General features: G+C 60.0%; 10 protein-coding genes. All 10 read right to left on the bottom strand.

The annotated features are described in order from the left end of the window. Window positions 1-103: 103 nt before the first annotated feature. The 10 genes from ACTQY1_RS05865 to rseP all read right to left on the bottom strand — a co-directional run bounded on the left by ACTQY1_RS05865 (window position 104) and on the right by rseP (window position 14,165). Window positions 104-1,279 carry a M20 family metallopeptidase gene (locus tag ACTQY1_RS05865; RefSeq protein WP_022488162.1) on the bottom strand — a complete coding sequence of 392 codons (1,176 nt, stop codon included), beginning with the start codon at window positions 1,277-1,279 and terminating at the stop codon, window positions 104-106. 13 nt (window positions 1,280-1,292) lie between these two features. Further along, window positions 1,293-1,835, bottom strand: a complete 543-nt coding sequence (locus ACTQY1_RS05860; protein ID WP_441369165.1) for a hypothetical protein — start codon at window positions 1,833-1,835, stop codon at window positions 1,293-1,295. A gap of 31 nt (window positions 1,836-1,866) precedes the next feature. Further along, window positions 1,867-2,817 (bottom strand): homocysteine S-methyltransferase, encoded by a 951-nt coding sequence (gene mmuM, locus ACTQY1_RS05855; RefSeq protein WP_441369164.1) that lies wholly within the window; start codon window positions 2,815-2,817, stop codon window positions 1,867-1,869. Between the two features lie 43 nt (window positions 2,818-2,860). Further along, complete coding sequence (locus ACTQY1_RS05850) at window positions 2,861-4,252, bottom strand: alanine/glycine:cation symporter family protein (protein ID WP_399508478.1); 1,392 nt, start codon at window positions 4,250-4,252, stop codon at window positions 2,861-2,863. Window positions 4,253-4,362: 110 nt separating this feature from the next. Next, entirely contained in the window at window positions 4,363-5,553 is a 1,191-nt protein-coding gene (locus ACTQY1_RS05845) for a Zn-dependent hydrolase (RefSeq protein ID WP_154487306.1), read from the bottom strand. A 447-nt stretch (window positions 5,554-6,000) separates the two neighbouring features. After that, on the bottom strand, window positions 6,001-9,573 hold the full coding sequence (locus tag ACTQY1_RS05840) for a PolC-type DNA polymerase III (protein ID WP_441369163.1): 3,573 nt from the start codon (window positions 9,571-9,573) through the stop codon (window positions 6,001-6,003). A gap of 21 nt (window positions 9,574-9,594) precedes the next feature. Next, on the bottom strand, window positions 9,595-10,272 hold the full coding sequence (locus ACTQY1_RS05835) for an MgtC/SapB family protein (RefSeq protein ID WP_441373922.1): 678 nt from the start codon (window positions 10,270-10,272) through the stop codon (window positions 9,595-9,597). 82 nt (window positions 10,273-10,354) lie between these two features. Further along, window positions 10,355-12,070 carry a proline--tRNA ligase gene (locus ACTQY1_RS05830; RefSeq protein WP_154487308.1) on the bottom strand — a complete coding sequence of 572 codons (1,716 nt, stop codon included), beginning with the start codon at window positions 12,068-12,070 and terminating at the stop codon, window positions 10,355-10,357. A gap of 2 nt (window positions 12,071-12,072) precedes the next feature. Further along, window positions 12,073-13,140, bottom strand: a complete 1,068-nt coding sequence (gene ispG / locus ACTQY1_RS05825) for a flavodoxin-dependent (E)-4-hydroxy-3-methylbut-2-enyl-diphosphate synthase (protein ID WP_022487001.1) — start codon at window positions 13,138-13,140, stop codon at window positions 12,073-12,075. A gap of 8 nt (window positions 13,141-13,148) precedes the next feature. Beyond that, window positions 13,149-14,165: an RIP metalloprotease RseP gene (gene rseP, locus ACTQY1_RS05820; protein ID WP_022487000.1), complete on the bottom strand. Its 1,017-nt coding sequence runs from the start codon at window positions 14,163-14,165 to the stop codon at window positions 13,149-13,151.

Raw genomic sequence — 14,165 nt, 5'->3', positions numbered from 1 at the left:
GTAAAGAACCGACTAATGGTTTTATACAATATCCATTATATCATACAACTGTCCTGGGGGGTAATACATTGTACTTTATTTTAATTATTAGAATGTTCTTATCTCAGTGTGAAGCTTTTCGTTTCCGGAATTCTTCCCACATGGCAGTAAGCCGGGCCGGATCATCCAGGATGGCGCCGCAGGCACCGGCCAGGATCCGGCTGCCGTACCCGATGGCTTCATGGGCGGCTTCCGTCTTCCCGGCTTTCAGATAGGCTTCGGAATGGGCCGGAGTTCCTTCAGGCACAAAGGCCACCCGGATGCAGGTGCCGGGCATATGGTACAGGATGATGCCGAAATCCGTGGAACCGGTTTTCTGCCGGGGTTCGGACAGCTGGGGCGCCCCGAAGGCCCGGGCCTGTTCCATCACCAGGTCGTTGAGGGTAAGGCAGGGAATCTTGGCGTAGAATTCGTGGGTTTCGGTGATGGTGTGGGTGGTGCCGGTCATAAGGCAGGCCCCTTTCAGGATGTCCAGGAACCGGGGTTCCAGACTCCGGAGATAGCCGGTGTCATAGGACCGGAGTTCATACTGGGCCAGGGTCCGGTCAGGGACCACATTGGCCGGTCCCCCGGCATCCCGGACGGTGTAGTGCATCCGGGTGTCGTCCTTCACATGTTCCCGGAGAAATTCCATGGCGTTGAAACTGAGGATCGCGGCATCAAAGGCGCTGCGCCCCTGTTCCGGACTCATGGCCGCATGGGCCCGGACCCCGTGGAATTCCACAGTGTAGCTTTTGTTGGCCATGCTCTTTATATCCACACAGGTATTGGGGGCGGCGTGCATCATCAGGGCAATGTCCATGTCCTGGAAGCAGCCGTTTTCCATCATCACGGTCTTGCCCCCGATGGTCTCTTCCGCCGGGGTCCCGTAGATTACCAGGGAGAAGGGCACCCCGGTGCCCTCATACTGGTCCCGGACCGCCAGGGCCGCCCCGATCACGGACGGGCCCTGGAGATGGTGGCCGCAGCCGTGGCCCATGCCTTCCAGGGCATCGTATTCACAGAGGAAGCCCAGCCGGGGTCCTCCCTCCCCCTGTTTCCAGGTGGCCCGGAAGGCGGTGGGCAGGGTCCCCACTCCCTTTTCAACAGTAAACCCCTGTTTTTCCAGGTAGTCTTCCAGCAGGGCGGAGGATTTCACTTCTTCCAGGCCCACTTCCGCCCAATCGTAGATACTGTCCGCCAGGCCGCACAGTTCTGCCCGGCGTTTCTCCCAGCTTTCGGTGATTTTCTTTTGATCCATGGTTTTCTCCTTTTTATCGGCTGTACCGGCGGTACCAGTCCAGATATTCCCGTTCCACGTCGGCAAAGGGCCGCACCTGGTAATCCACAGTCAGGTGCAGGGTCCCCTCCTGTTCCCGGTTTTCCGGATGGTCCATCAGATGATGGAGATCGCTGAACATAAGCGCCCGGTCGATCTGCTCCACTTCCGCCGCCTCTTCCCGGGTAAGGGGCCCTCCCAGGAACCGGTCCAACACCGCCTGGAGCAGGGTGTTTTCCAGTTCCCGGTACCGGGGCATGTTTACCTTGTAGGGATGGGGCACATCGGACAGGTAACATTCCGTGGCGTCGTGGAGCAGGGCCGCCAGGATCACCCGGCGGCTGTCTTCCCGGGCGGCCGCTTCTTTGGCCGCCGCCAGACAGTGATGACCCACGGAATAAAAGGTCCGCACGTGGCCGTTGCCCCGGCACAACAGGCTCAGGGCATGGGCAATGTCTTCGATCCGGATCTTCTCCGGGTCCGGATGGAGGGGATCGAACTGGATCCCGGTATAGGTGGTGATTTCCCCGTCACTCATGGAGTGAGGCCTCCTTTGCTTGTTTTCCGTTTCACCGCTTCAGGAACTGGTCCCGTGCCGCCGCCACCTGGCGGATATGGTCCGCCACCGTGGTGCAGCAGCCTCCTACAGCCACTGCCCCGGCCTTCATGTAATCCAGGGCGTAGTCACCGAATTTCCGGTCCGTCCCCACCCCATGCCAGGTCTTGGTCACCGGGTCGTATTCTTCTCCACTGTTGGGGTAGACGAAGATGGGACGGTCGGAAGCGGCTTTCAGTTCTCCGATCAGGCTCACCAGGTATTCCGGTTTGGTGCAGTTCACCCCCAGGGCCTCCACTTCCGGGAACTGGCGGACCACTTCTGCCGCAGCTTCCCGAAGGGGCGTCCCTTCGCAGATGTGGTGCCCGTCCCGGCAGGAGAAGCTCACCCAGAAGGCAGCTCCCAGGTCCCGGGCAATGGCGGCTTCCACCAGGGCTTCTTCCAGGGAGGGCTGGGTCTCGAACAGCAGTACATCGGCCCCGGCCTGCCACAGAAGCTCTGCCCGGCGGCGATGGAATTTTTCCAGATCACCCTGGGAAACCCCATAATGGCCCCGATATTCGGACCCGTCTGCCAGATAAGCCCCGTAAGGCCCTACCCCGGCCAGGCACAAAGGCCAGGCCCGGCCGGCGGCTTTCCCTTCCTGGTCCCACCATTCCTGCCGGGCTTCCTGGAAAATGGTTACAGACCGGGTGATCAGATTTTCCGCTTCCTGCTCTGTAAAGCCGTTGGCCGCAAGACCGGGAATGGACGCCTGGTAGCTGCAGGTGATCCCGGCATCAGCCCCAGCCCGGAAGTAGTCCAGATGGACCTGCTTCACCAGTTCCGGCCGGTCCGCCAATACCCGGGCGGTCCACAGGCTGTTGTTCAGGTCGGCTCCCAGATTTTCCAGGGCTGTGCCCATGGAGCCGTCAATGACCAGGATCCGGTTCCGGTCCAGGATATTCTGCAATGTCTGTCTCATACTTTCTCTCCTTCTCCCCTCTTCACTCTTCTCTTTGTACTCTTCACTCTTCACTCTGCACTCTTCCCTCATCTTCCAGGGTCCCATAGGACACCACCGGAGGATTTTCTCCCTGTTCTTTGGCCGGCAGGAACCGGAACCAGAAATCGTTGAACAGCCGGAAAATCTCCTTCTGCTGGGTCACAATGAACAGGATGGTGATCATCACATAAATGGCGGACAAAATGTCCGTCATGGCCCATAGGGCGTCAGCCCGGGCATGGTAGAGCACCACACAGGGCACCATGTAGTAGAACATATAGAGCCGGGTGCCGATTTTGTTCCGCTGGGTATCTCCAAAGGCGTAGTTGACGGATTTTTCACAGCTGTAGTACATGCCGATGATGGTGGTCCAGGCAAAGACCGTAATGGCCAGGGCCAGGAACCAGGCCCCCGGCTCCCCGAAAGACACCCGGAAGGCGGCGGTGGTGAGCCGGGCGCTGTCCAGGCCGGGGAAATCCGTATAGGCGTGGGTCAGGATCAGGGAAAGGGCCGTCACGGAACACACCACAATGGTATCCAGGAACACTTCTCCCCACCCCCAGGAGGCCTGACGCACCGGGTGATCCGTCCGGGCCGACGCATGGGCAATGATTCCATAACCGGTGCCTGCATCGTTGGAATACAGCCCCCGGGCGATGCCATAGCGCATGGCGTCCTTCATGGTGGCTCCGGCAAAGCCTCCGGCAGCAGCCGTGGGACTGAAGGCACTGCGGAAGATCAGGGCCAGGGCACCGGGGACTTCCTGCCAGTTCTGGATCAGGATGGCCAGGCCCCCCAGGATGTACAGCAGGGCCATGACCGGCACCACCCGTTCCATCACCCGGGAGATCCGCTGGAGTCCCCCGAAAATGGTGGCAAAGCAGGTGATCCCCAGAAAAGCCGCCGCATATTCCGGAGGGATCCCGAAAGCTTCCTTCAGGGCCCCCACCACAGATTCGGTCTGGACGCTGCAGGTCCAGGGACCCAGGGTAAAGCAGGCCACGGACAGGAGCAGCGCCCCCCGTTTCCACCCCAGGGCGTTTTTCATCACAAAGGACCGGTCGCACATGTATTCGTCCATGGATTGGGAATATTTCACCCGGAACCGCTGGCCCAGGATGATTTCACAGGCCTTGGTGGACATGCCCAGGCAGCCGGACACCCACATCCAGAACACGGCCCCCGGTCCCCCGGACACAATGGCCGTGGCCACCCCGCCGATGTTCCCCACCCCGATGGTGTTGGCCATGGCGGTACAGGCAGCGGCAAAGCCGGAAACCGTGCCGTGGCCTTCTCCCTTCTGGAACATTTTGCCGAAGGTATTCCGGAAATGGAACCCCCAATGGCGGAAATTGTAATAGAAATGGAACCGGAAACTCAGATACAGCCCCATGCCCACCAGGATCACCGTCATTGGTGTCCCCCACAAAGCATCTGCAGCCCCCTGCAGCAAAGAAAGCAGCAATCCCTTCAACTCCTTACAAGTAATTTACATTCTATAATATCAGTTGGAACAGACCCTCTTCACTGGATTTCCTCGTCCAGCTCCAGGAGGGTCCGGTAAAGCACTTCTCCGCCCCGTTCCACGTCTTCGGCCGGAGTGTATTCCTGACCGCTGTGGCTGATGCCTTTGTGGCTGGGGATGAACAGCATGGCTACCGGGATCCGGTGGGCGATGGAATCGGCGTCGTGGCCGGCGCCGCTGGGCATCACCTGCCAGGTGGCTCCCAGGCTGTCCGCCGCTTTTTCAAAGGCTTCCATCAGCTTGGGGTCGCAGACGGCGCTGTCCTTGTAAATCAGCTGTTGGATGGTGAACCGGCCGTCCGGAATCAGTTCGGTGGCCGCCTGGATCTCCCGGATCAGTTCGTCGGTGTACTGCCGGTCCACATTCCGCATTTCAAAGGTGCAGGTGACCTTCCCAGGGACCACATTGGCCGCATTGGGCCAGCACTGGATCTTCCCGGCGGTGAACACCAGGCTGTGGCCGATTTTCCGGCAGGCGGCGTCGGCAAAGACAATAAGCTTGGCCATGGCCACCATGGCATCCTGCCGGTCCTCCATGGGAGTGGTCCCCCCGTGGTTGCTCTGGCCTTCTGCAGTCACCAGGTACCGGACGATATTGGAAATACCGCTGACGATACCCAGCTGGACACCGTCCTTTTCCAGTTTGCCTCCCTGCTCGATGTGGGTTTCCAGGTAGCAGGCCGCATCGGAAAAGTCCCGACGGCAGGCCAGGATTTCCTCCACCCTGCGGCCGAACCCTTCCAGAGTTTCCTTGAGAAGGGGCTGGTCCGGGTCCGTAAGCCCCGCCAGGGCCCGGCTGCCGAAGGTGCCTCCCAGGGGGCTGGCTTCTTCCCCGTTGAAGGCGTACACCTCCACCGTGTGCCGGAGCCGCCGGCCTTCTTCCTGCAGACGCTGGACACAGCCGATAGCCGCCGCCACCCCGTAGGCCCCGTCGTAGAGGCCCCCGGAAGGCACCGTATCCAGATGGGACCCCATAAGGATGTGCCTGGCGTCCGGGTCCGTCCCGGGCAGCACGGCCCGCAGGTTCCCGGCAGCATCCCGGCTGGTGGAAAGCCCCGCCTTTTGCAGCAGATTTTCCGCCGCCTCCAGGGCCTGGAAGAATTCCGGGCTGTACAGCCGGCGGGTATAGGACCCATCGGGATTTTTCCCGAAATGGGCAATGGTTTCAAGGATGTCCATGATCCGTGGCATGGTGTGATTCCCTCCTTTTTTGTCAATGGTCAAGGGCAGTCGGAAGCCAACCGCCCCAGGCGTTTGGCCTGAAGAGAAACGCAGCTGACGCTGCTAACCCACCACCATTGCGCAGGCGCAATGGTCCCCCGCCCTTGAAAAGGGGCGGATAAATTGCACAGCAGGCTGAACGCCCTTGTGCATAAAGCAGCGGGCGCAGCCCCAAACGGTATATCCGTCCTTTCTAATGGCAGGAATACGCTTCGTCAGGCCGACGCCCTGGTGCATAAACCAACGGGGCGCAGCCCCGAACGTATATCCGCCCTTTTCAAGGGCGGGGGACCGGCCGCTAGGCCGGTGGTGGGTTAGCAGCCTACGGCTGCGTTTTCCTTCAAAGGAACCTGCCCCCCCGCAGGTTCCTTCCTGCTTCCAGTGACAGGGGCTGTTGCCCCTGCAACAGCCCCTCTTTTAAAACAGCTCGATCTGGTCCGTCTTGGGCATCCCTTCCAGGACACCCAGGTCTTCCAGGATCTCCACGTTGCTGGTACTGATCTTGGCCCGGTTCCGCAGGTCTTCCTGGGAAATGAAGGGGCCTTTTTTCCGGGCCTCCACGATCCCTTCCGCGGCCACGCCCCCGATGCCTCCAATGGCACCCAGAGGCGGCAGCAGCCCGTGTTCCGTCACCAGGAACTTGTGGGCGTCGGATTTGTACAGGTCCACATCATCAAAGGTGAAGCCCCGTTCCAGCATCTCCACACACAGTTCCATGTAGGTGGCCGTATCCTTGTCGTTCACCGAGGCCTTGGTGCCCTGGGCGTTCACGTTCTGAATGAACCGCTTCATGTAGTCCAGGCCCTTGTGGACCAGGGTGAAGTCGAAATGGGGAGCCCGGACCGTAAAGTAGGCGGCGTAGAACTCCTTGGGATGGTGCACCTTGCAGTAGGCAATCCGGTAGGCGCTGAGCACGTAGGCCACGGCATGGGCCTTGGGGAACAGGTACTGAAGGGTGGTACAGGCCTTGATGTAGAAATCCGGGATGTGGGCCTTTTCGAAGGCTTCCAGCTGGTCCGGTTTGAACCCTTTCTTGTGGGCCTTCCCTTTCCGGCTCCATTCCATGATCCCGAAGGCCATGCTGGGCTCCATGCCCTTGTTGATCAGCCAGTTCATGATGTCGTCCCGGGTGGAAATGGTGTCTTCCGTGGGGGTCCCGCTTTTGATCAGGTCCTGGGCATTGTTCAGCCACACATCGGTGCCGTGGGAATACCCGGAAATACGCAGCAGGTCGGAAAAGTTCTTGGGCTTTACGTCGGAAATCATCTGGCGTACGAACCGGGTGCCGCATTCAGGCACCCCGTAGGTGGCCACGTCCGTACCGATCTGCTCCGGGGTCACCCCCAGGGATTTGGTGGACAGGAACAGTTCCATGGTGTCCGGATCCCCGATGGGGATGTTCCGGCAGTAGTCCTCTCCCAGCATCCGGTCCAGCATCTTGATCACCGTAGGATCATCGTGGCCCAGGATATCCAGCTTGACGATCCGTTCGTCAATGGAGTGGAAATCGTAATGGGTGGTGATGGTGCCGCAGCTGGGATCATCCGCCGGATAGGACACGGGGGTGATGTAGTGGACATCCAGGTTCCGGGGGATAACCACAATGCCCCCGGGATGCTGTCCGGTGGTCCGTTTCACCCCGGCCAGTTTGGGGATCAGCCCTTCGATGAAAGCGGTCCGTTTGGGCTCCCCGCGGGTTTCGTAGTACTTCTTGATGTACCCGTAGGCGGTCTTGTCCTTGATGGTGCCCAGGGTACCCGCCCGGAACACATTGTCCCGGCCGAACAGTTCTTCGGTGTATTTGTGGGCCCGGGGCTGGTATTCCCCGGAGAAGTTCAGATCGATATCCGGCACCTTGTCCCCGTGGAACCCCAGGAATACGGCAAAGGGGATGTTGTGCCCGTCCCGGATCATGGGAGTCCCGCATTCGGGACAGTTCTTTTCCGGCAGGTCGAACCCGGACCCTACGGACCCGTCCGTAAAGAATTCCGTATGGTAGCAGTGAGGACACCGGTAATGGGGCACCAGAGGATTCACTTCCGTAATGTTCAGCATGGTGGCCACAAAGGAGGACCCTACGGAACCCCGGGACCCTACCATGTACCCGTCGTCGTTGGATTTTTTCACCAGCAGATGGGCGATGTAGTACAGCACCGAGAACCCGTTGCCGATAATGGAAGACAGTTCCTGCTTCAGCCGGTCCTCCACGATTTTGGGCAGCTTGGGCCCGTACCATTCGTGGGCCTTGGCATAGCTGAGGGATTCCACTTTTTCCTTGGCACCGGGGATGGTGGGCGAATACAGCTGGTCCCGGTCGGGCACCGGTTTGAAGTGCTCCACCTGGCCGCTGATTTTGTTGGAGTTCTCCACCACCACTTCATAGGCCCGGTCCCCCAGGTAGGAGAATTCCTCCAGCATCTCTTCGGTGGTCCGCAGATACAGGGGCGGCTGTTCCTCGTCGGGATAGCCCATCCCCGCCTGGAGGATCTTCCGGGCCAGGGCGTCTTCCGGATTCAGGAAATGGACGTCGCAGGTGGCCACGGTCAGTTTCCCCAGTTCGTCCCCCAGGGCCAGGATCTTTTTGTTGATGGCCTGGAGGTCTTCCACGGTCTTGATCTCCGGGAACCGGGGATCCCGGATCAGATAGTTGTTGTTGCCGATGGGCTGGATTTCCAGGTAATCGTAGTAGGAGGCGATTTCCCGGAGTTCGTCTTCCGGCACCCCTGCCAGAATGGCCCGGTACACTTCCCCGGCAGCACAGGCGGAGCCGATGATCAGACCGTCCCGGTACTGGTCCAGGAGCCCTTTGGTAAGCCGGGGCCGCTTGGGTTTGCCCCCGAAATACTGCAAATGGGACAGGGACACCAGCCGGTACAGGTTCCGGAGACCTTCCACATTTTTGGCCAGGAGGATGATGTGGTAGTTCTTCTTGTCTTCCCGGCTGTGGCACAGGTACCCTTCCACCCCGTAGATCAGCTTCAGTTCCCAGCCATTCTTTTCCTTCAGGGCTTTGGCTTCGTCATAGGCAAAGGGGAAGGCCTGGACCACCCCATGGTCCGTCAGGGCCAGGGATTTGTGGCCCCAGCGCACGGCGGTGTCCACCAGTTCCTTGATGGGGGTGAGCCCGTCCATCTTGCTCATTTTGGTGTGGCAGTGGAGCTCCACCCGTTTCACGTCCGCCTTGTCTTCCCGGCGTTCCACCGGTTCCTGCATAATGCCTTTGACCCCCACCATCACCAGTTCCGAGTTGGCGTACTTGTCCACGGTGATGTTCCCCTGGATCTTCACCAGGGATCCTTCCGGGATCTTTTTCTGGAGATCGGCACATTCCTTCATGTTCTTTTTCGGGTCGTTCCCCTCGTTCCGTTCCCCAAACCGGATCTTGGCAAAAAGCCCTTCGGTATCGTCACTGAGCTTGATGGTGAGCATGACGGCTCCCGTCCGGAGTTCCCGTACATCGAACCCCACCACGGTGCCTTCCACCACCACATTGTTCTCTTCTTCCACCACTTCCGCCATGGTCCGGGCCTTTTTGGTGATTTTCCGGCCGTAGACCACTCCGTCGGTCCGGTTCCCGCCGCCCCGGCTGGCTTCCACCGCTTCCAGGGCCTTCAGGTATTCCTCGCTCTGGAAGAAGTCGTCCTCCTGGGGCTCCTCTTCCGGCTCTTCCGGTTCCGGAGGCAGGGGGATTTCCTCATCCTCCAGACAGGGAGCCGCCACCTGGTCCGCATTCACGTTCACGAAGGTCACCTGGGCAACAGAACAGGCAGCGGCCAGCTTTTTCGCCACCGCTGCCAGTTCCTGCTGTTCCAGAGCCGTCGCTGCCGCATCGTAGGAGATCTTCCAGGTATTCCTGGCTTCATCCACTTCCACGTACCGGATGGGAAAGGTTTCCACACAGTGCCGCTGTTCCGGGCTCAGGTCCAGAGTGACCATAAAGTCCAGGAACACGTGTCTGTTGGGTACGATCTTATAGCAACTTGCGCTCATTCCAACCTCTTTGTTCCTTTGTCAGTCATCCACCAGGACGACCTTTTTCACCGCTTCGGCGTTTTCCAGTCCGCTGATGATGGCATTGGCATTGTAATATTTGCCGATTTTCACCAACAGATCCACTTCGATCACACTCCGATGGGGATCATTCCGGATCCCCAGGATCCGGGTCTTGATGTTCCGTTTCTGGAGATACTCCATAACGTCCATCATGCTATCCGGATTTTTGCTCAGGATCACATGGAGCTTGCACCGGGTGGGTTTCCCCGCCGGAAGCACCTTCTTTTCCAGCCCCCGGATCAGGATCAGGGTGATCAGGGCGATCCCAGTGGCAAAGATGCCCAGGGCCATCATGCCGCAGCCCACTGTAAGGCCGATGGCCGATACGATCCACAGACTGGCGGCGGTGGTAAGCCCCTTGACGGTGAGCCCTTCGTGGAGAATGGTCCCGGCCCCTAAAAAGCCGATGCCGCTGACCACCTGGGAGGCGATCCGGGAAGGATCCCGGGCCTGGGGATGGCCGTCGATGCCGTAAATGGACACCACCATCAAAAGGGCGGAACCGGTGGCCACCAGCACATGGGTCCGCAGCCCCGCCGGCCGGTCCCCGCTGCTCCGTTCCAGACCGATGAGCCCGCCCAGGAACGCAGCCATCAGGATCCGCAGGGTAAGCTGGGCCAGCATTCCGTTATCCATGCCTTTGTCTCCCTTCCTGGATTGTTACCGGTCAACGGTCAGCAGGCCTCCACTGGCCATTGACCGTTGACAAAAACAGTGATTACAGTGCCTTGTCCAAAATGTCCCGGATGGCCTGGATCCAGTCTCCTTCGAAGGACACGTCGGCCATTTCGCCGCTGCACCGGAGCTTGGTTTCCATAGCGCCCCGCTTCATGGTCTTGGGTCCGATGACGATCCGCAGAGGGCAGCCGATAAGGTCCGCATCCTTGAACTTCACCCCGGCCCGTTCGTCCCGGTCATCCAGCAGGGTGTCGATGCCGGCAGCGTTCAGGGCATCGTGGACTTCCACAGCCTTCTGCCAGCTTTCTTCATCCTTTACGTTCATGGCCAGCACCATCACCTGGTAGGGGGCGATGTTTTTGGGCATGATGATCCCGTCTTTGTCGTGGTGCTGTTCGATGGCAGCAGCCAGGGTCCGGCCCACGCCGATGCCGTAGCAGCCCATGACCAGGGGATGTTCCTTTCCGTCCACGTCCAGATAGGTGGCATGGAGGGCTTCACTGTATTTGGTGTTCAGTTTGAACACCTGGCCCACTTCGATGCCCCGGGCTTCCTTCAGATGGCCGTCACAGTGGGGGCATTTGTCCCCGGCCACGGCGGTGCTGATGTCCGCCACCTGGGTGTACACGAAATCCCGGGAGGGTTCCGCATTCACATAGTGGACGTCCTTTTCGTTGGCCCCGCAGCACACATTGTGCATGTTCATGACGGAATGGTCGATGAGGATGATGGCCTTGTCCTTGTCAAGGCCGATGGGTCCCATGAATCCGGGCACCGTGCCGGCTTCCCGGATCAGGTTGTCGGGAGCCATGTCCACTTCGTTGCAGCCTACGGCGTTCACCACTTTGGTGTCGTTGACTTCCTTGTCCCCCCGGACAAAGCACAGCACCAGTTTCCCTTCGTCGGTGACAAAGGCCACGGCCTTCACGCTTTTTTCCACAGGAGCCTTCAGGAAGCTGCACACGGCTTCAATGGTATTGCACCCAGGGGTTTCCTTCTTTTCCAGTGCTTTGGGTTCTTCCGCAGGAGCTGCGATGGCGGCACATTCGGCCTTTTCCACGTCGGCGGCATAGTCGCAGGTGTCGCAGTACACGATCCCCGCTTCCCCGCTGTCTGCCAAGGCCATGAATTCATGGCTGCCCTTGCCGCCGATGGCCCCGCTGTCCGCTTCCACCGGCCGGTAATCCAGGCCGCACCGGGTGAAGATCCGGGAGTAGGCATCGTATTCGTCCTGGTAGGATTTGTCCAGGCCTTCCATATCCTTGTCAAAGGAATAGGCGTCCTTCATGATGAATTCCCGGCTGCGCATCAGCCCGAACCGGGGGCGCTTTTCGTCCCGGAACTTGCTCTGGATCTGGTACAGGGTCACAGGCAGCTGCCGGTAGCTCCGCAGGTCGTCCCGTACCAGGGTGGTCACCAGTTCTTCGTGGGTGGGCCCCAGGCAGAAGTCCCGGCCGTGCCGGTCTTTCAGTTTGAACATTTCCGCCCCGTAAGCCGGCCACCGGCCGCTTTCCTGCCAGATTTCAGAAGGCTGGACAATGGGCATCATGATTTCCTGGGCGCCGGTGGGGACCATTTCCTCCCGGATGATCTCTTCGATCTTCCGCAGGCTCCGCCAGGCCAGGGGCAGATAGCTGTACAGGCCGCCGGCCACCTTCCGGATGTATCCGGCCCGGAGCATCAGCTTGTGGCTTTCAATGACGGCTTCTGCCGGTACCTCTCTGAGAGTGGGTGCATACAATTGGGAAACGCGCATGTTTACAACTTCCTTTCGTCTATGATCTTGTGGATTTCTTCAAACAGCTCTTCAACCAGCCGGTCTTCCGGCACTTTCCGGAGGATCTCTCCTTTCCGGAACAGCAGGCCTTCGCCTTTGCCCCCGGCAATGCCCACATCGGCTTCCCGGGCTTCTCCCGGCCCGTTCACCACGCAGCCCATGACGGCTACGGTAATGGGATCCGGGATCTCTTCCAGACGGGCTTCCACTTCATGGGCCACTTTTTCCAGGCTCCAGCAGGTGCGCCCGCAGGTGGGGCAGGATACCAGGGTAGGTCCATGCTGGCGCAGGCCCAGGGATTTCAAAATCTCGAACCCGGCATCGATTTCCGCCAGGGGATCCCCGGTAAGGGAAACCCGGATGGTGTCCCCGATGCCTTCCGCCAGGAGGGTACCGATGCCCACGGCACTTTTAATAAGACCGCTGTGGATGGTCCCGGCTTCGGTGATCCCCACATGGAGGGGATAGTCACACTCTTTGGCCATGAGCCGGTAGGCCGCCAGGGTCAGGGGCACATCGTGGGCCTTGAGAGAAATGACGATATTATTATAATCCATCTCTTCCAAAATATGAATATGGCGCCAGGCGGCTTCCACCAGAGCTTCCGCCACAGGGTGCCCGTATTTTTCCAGCAGGTCCCTGGGCAGGGAACCGGCATTCACCCCGATCCGGATGGGCACCTGCCGCTCCCGGGCAGCAGCCACCACTTTTTCCACCCGGTCCCGTCCGCCGATGTTCCCCGGGTTCAGCCGCAGGGCGTCCACCCCGCTGCGGAGGGCCTCCAGGGCCAGCCGGTAGTCGAAATGGATATCCGCCACCAGGGGGATGGCGATCTGTTTCCGGATTTCTTTCAGGGCCTGGGCCGCTTCCAGCGTGGGCACGGCGCACCGGATGATTTCACAGCCCCGTTCCGTCAGCCGGTGGATCTGGTCCACGGTGGCGGCAATGTTTTCCGTCTTGGTATTGGTCATGGACTGGACGGCCACCGGATGGTTCCCTCCAATGGTGACGCTGCCAATGGTTACTTCACGGCTTTTTCTTCTTTCCATATTCCCTCCTACTGCAGCAGATCATGCATGGTGGCGAAAATGGTCAGGGCCACGATGCAGGCCACCCCGATCATCTGGATGATTTCCTTGGCTTTGGGCGCCAGGGCATGGCCCAGGAGCCCTTCCACCACCAGCACCAGGAACTGGCCTCCGTCCAGGGCCGGGATGGGCACCAGGTTCAGTACCGCCAGGTTCAGGCTCAGGAAGGCCATGAACTCCAGATAGGGCACCGCCCCCTGGGCCGCCACGTCTCCTGCCATATGGGCCACACCGATGGGCCCGGCGATATCCGCCCGGACCTTCCCGGTGATCATCTTCCGCAGCCCGTCCACCATGGCCACGGTGGTCTTCCCTACGGCCAGGCCGGCAGTCTTCAGGCTTTCCCAAAGAGACAGCTGCCGGTGTTCCAGGGGAGGCCGGACCCCGATCAGGAACCGCTTGGATTCCCCGTCGAACCGGGGCTGGAGAGTCAGGGTCATTTCCCGGCCGTCCCGCCTGATCACCACTTTCCCTGGTTTGGGGCCGTTCTCCTGGACCAGGCTGTTGATGTCATTCCATTTCTCCAGTTTCCGGCCGTTGATGCTCACCAGCCGGTCCCCAGCCTGGAGCCCGGCAGCGGCTCCCGGGTATCCTTCCATCAGGGACCCTACCACCGGCTTGTTCACCGGCAGGGTCAGGCCGCTGACCGCAAAGATCCCGAAAAACAGCAGGAAGGGCAGCAGGAAATTCATGAAGGGCCCGGCCAGGATCACCAGCATCCGGGCCCACAGGGGCCGTCCGTTGAACCCCCGGGGAGTCACTGCTTCTCCCGGCTCCATGCCGGCGATCCGGTTGTACCCTCCCAAAGGGCACAGCCGGAGAGAATACAGGGTCTCCCCCACTTTTTTCTGGATCAGCTTGGGCCCGAAGCCGATGGAAAACTCCGTCACCAGCATACCGGTGCCCTTGGCCGCCAGAAAATGGCCCAGTTCATGGACCGTAATCAGCACACCGAACAGTACGATGGCTGCCAGTATCGTTGTCAA

It is taken from the genome of Acidaminococcus sp. HCP3S3_G9_1, from assembly GCF_052122455.1.
Classification (GTDB): Bacteria; Bacillota; Negativicutes; order Acidaminococcales; family Acidaminococcaceae; genus Acidaminococcus.
Note: the sequence above shows the minus strand (reverse complement) of the source record. Positions and strands in the feature narration are given on the sequence as shown.

Coding starts and splice junctions, on each gene's coding strand:
- ACTQY1_RS05865 (WP_022488162.1), bottom strand. CDS start 1,279: ATGGATCAAAAGAAAATCACCGAAAGCTGGGAGAAACGCCGGGCAGAA.
- ACTQY1_RS05860 (WP_441369165.1), bottom strand. CDS start 1,835: ATGAGTGACGGGGAAATCACCACCTATACCGGGATCCAGTTCGATCCC.
- mmuM (WP_441369164.1), bottom strand. CDS start 2,817: ATGAGACAGACATTGCAGAATATCCTGGACCGGAACCGGATCCTGGTC.
- ACTQY1_RS05850 (WP_399508478.1), bottom strand. CDS start 4,252: ATGACGGTGATCCTGGTGGGCATGGGGCTGTATCTGAGTTTCCGGTTC.
- ACTQY1_RS05845 (WP_154487306.1), bottom strand. CDS start 5,553: ATGCCACGGATCATGGACATCCTTGAAACCATTGCCCATTTCGGGAAA.
- ACTQY1_RS05840 (WP_441369163.1), bottom strand. CDS start 9,573: ATGAGCGCAAGTTGCTATAAGATCGTACCCAACAGACACGTGTTCCTG.
- ACTQY1_RS05835 (WP_441373922.1), bottom strand. CDS start 10,272: ATGGATAACGGAATGCTGGCCCAGCTTACCCTGCGGATCCTGATGGCT.
- ACTQY1_RS05830 (WP_154487308.1), bottom strand. CDS start 12,070: ATGCGCGTTTCCCAATTGTATGCACCCACTCTCAGAGAGGTACCGGCA.
- ispG (WP_022487001.1), bottom strand. CDS start 13,140: ATGGAAAGAAGAAAAAGCCGTGAAGTAACCATTGGCAGCGTCACCATT.